This is a genomic window from Neoroseomonas rubea, assembly GCF_016106015.1.
In the GTDB taxonomy this organism is placed as follows: domain Bacteria; phylum Pseudomonadota; class Alphaproteobacteria; order Acetobacterales; family Acetobacteraceae; genus Neoroseomonas; species Neoroseomonas rubea.
Genome location: NZ_JACADQ010000467.1, coordinates 1 through 2,394 on the forward strand (window position 1 = coordinate 1; position 2,394 = coordinate 2,394).

At 71.7% G+C, this 2,394-nt stretch carries 2 protein-coding genes; one reads left to right on the plus strand and one right to left on the minus strand.

Features of this window, described 5'->3' with window-relative positions; translation table 11 throughout:
• Positions 1 to 386: 386 nt before the first annotated feature.
• Complete coding sequence (locus tag HW577_RS23715) at positions 387 to 1,424, minus strand: amino acid ABC transporter substrate-binding protein (RefSeq protein WP_232475202.1); 1,038 nt, start codon at positions 1,422 to 1,424, stop codon at positions 387 to 389.
• Positions 1,425 to 1,532: 108 nt separating this feature from the next.
• Here HW577_RS23715 and HW577_RS23720 point away from each other — a divergent pair, with 108 nt between their 5' ends.
• Entirely contained in the window at positions 1,533 to 2,285 is a 753-nt protein-coding gene (locus HW577_RS23720) for an SDR family NAD(P)-dependent oxidoreductase (protein ID WP_198378569.1), read from the plus strand.
• Positions 2,286 to 2,394: the final 109 nt, after the last annotated feature.

Genomic DNA, 2,394 nt, shown 5'->3' on the forward strand with positions numbered 1-2,394 from the left:
CGCGTGGCGGCACGGGCCAGCAGCCCGGCCTGGTCCGCGAGCATCGCGGCGCCCGCCGCCGGTTCCGTGAACGGCGTCGCGGCGCCGGGATGCGGCGGCGCCGTGGGGGTGTCGATCATGGTCATCGGCCGGTCCGCCTTCGCTCGCGCATGGACAGCTTGGCCGCGCGGTGGCCCGGCGCGTCCGGACCGGGCGCGCATGCGCGGTCCGCGCGCGACACGGTCGCGGCAACATATTGCTACGATATCGGAACGAAATTGACGGGACGTGTATGCCGGGACAGCCGGCCCGGGTCGCATCGCGCGGCGCCGCCGGTGTCGGGGCGCATGAAAAAGGGCGGGCGCGACCCTGCGCGCCCGCCCCGTGCCGTGCCGCGTCGCGGCCGTTCAGCGCATCGGCAGCGCGTAGATCAGCCCGCCATTGGTGTGCAGGTTGTTCGGCCCGCGCGGCAGCGCGACCGGCGTGTTCTCGCCCATCGTCCGCTCATACAGCTCGCCATAGTTCCCGATGGCGCGGATGACGTTGTACGCCCAGGCCGGGTCGAGCTTCAGCGACTGGCCGAGTTCCGGCGTCACGCCGAGCAGGCGGCGCGTGTTCGGGTTGGTGCTGGTGCGGCGCATCTCCTCGGCATTGGCGCGGGTGATGCCCTGCTCCTCCGCCTCGATCACCGCGGTCGTGTACCAGCGGACGATGTCGTACCAGTTGTCGTCGCCGCGGCGGATGTAGGCGCCATAGGGCTCCTTGCTGAAGCGCTCGGGCAGGATGGTCCATTCGCGCGGGTTGGGCATCGACGACCGCACGCCGGCCAGCTGCGAGGCATCCGTCCCGAAGCTGTCGCAGCGCCCGGCGACGAGGGCTGCCTGCGCCTGGTCCGTCCGCTCGAACACCACCGGCTGGAAGCGGACGTTGACCGAGCGGAAGTAGTCCGCCGTCACCTGCTCGTTCGTCGTGCCCTGGATCAGGCAGATCGTCGCGTCCGCCATGTCGCGCACGCGCGTCACGCCGGCATTGGCGCGCACCATGAAGCCGTGGCCGTCGAAGAAGTAGGTCGTGACATGGCGCAGCCCGAGCGTGGTGTCGCGCAGCATGGTCTGCGTGCTGGTGCGGAACAGCACGTCGATCTCGCCCGATCCCAGCGCGGTGAAGCGCGTCGAGGACGACAGCGGGATGAAGCGCACCTTGGACGGGTCGTTGAAGATCGCAGCCGCCAGGCCGCGGCAGAGATCGACATCCATCCCCTGCCATTCGCCGCGGCTGTCGGGCAGCGCGAAGCCGGCGACGCCGGTGTGGATGCCGCAGTTCAGGTTGCCGCGCGCGCGGACCGCATCGAGCGTCGGGCTCGGGATGTTGGTCTGCGCCACCGCCGCGCCGGCGATCGTCGCGCAGAAGGCGGCGGCCGCGGCCGCCAGGCCTCGTCTCATCATGTCGTCAGCCTCTCTGTTGTGGGTCTCCCGCAGCGATCGTCGCCAGAGGCCGATGGACGAGTCAACGTTTCCGGATTGTCATGCGCGGCGAGGAAAAGGAGGAGACGCATGCAGGACCGTTTCGCCGGCTATCCCAGCCTGTCGCGCCGCGCCGTGCTCGTGACCGGCGGCGCGAGCGGGATCGGCGCGTCGATCGTCGCGCATTTCGCGCGGCAGGGATCGCGCGTCGCCTTCCTCGACTTCGACGCGGCGGCGGGCGCGCGCGTGGCGGAGGCGAGCGGCGCGCTGTTCCTGCCCTGCGACCTGCGCGACATCGCCGCGCTGCGCGCCGCGGTGGCCGAGGCCGCATCGCGCATCGGCGACATCACCGTGCTGGTCAACAACGCCGCGCGCGACGACCGCCACGCGCTCGAGACGGTGGAACCCGACTACTGGGACGAGCGGATCGCGACCAACCTGCGCCACCAGTTCTTCTGTGCCCAGGCGGTGGTGCCGATGATGCGCCGCGCGGGCGGAGGCTCGATCGTCAACCTCGGCTCCGTCTCCTGGATCAACCGCACCGGCGGCATGCCTGCCTATACGGCGGCCAAGGCGGGGGTGCGGGGGCTGACGCGCGGTCTCGCGCGCGACCTGGGTCCCGACCGCATCCGGGTGAACGAGGTGGTGCCCGGCTGGGTCATCACGGAGCGGCAGCGCACCTTGTGGCTGACACCCGAGGCGGACGCCGACCGCGATCGTCGCCAATGCCTCAAGGGCCAGCTCCACCCGGACGACATCGCGCGCATGGTGCTGTGGCTCGCCGCCGACGACAGCGCGATGGTGACGGCCCAGTCCTTCACGGTGGACGCGGGCGGGTCCTGACCCTCAGCCGCGCGGCGGCCGTGCCGCGCCGCGGCCCGCATCGAAGCCGAGGAAGCCCACATCCGGCCGCGGCGCCCCGCCGTCATTGGCGAACAGGCGCGGCCGCGTC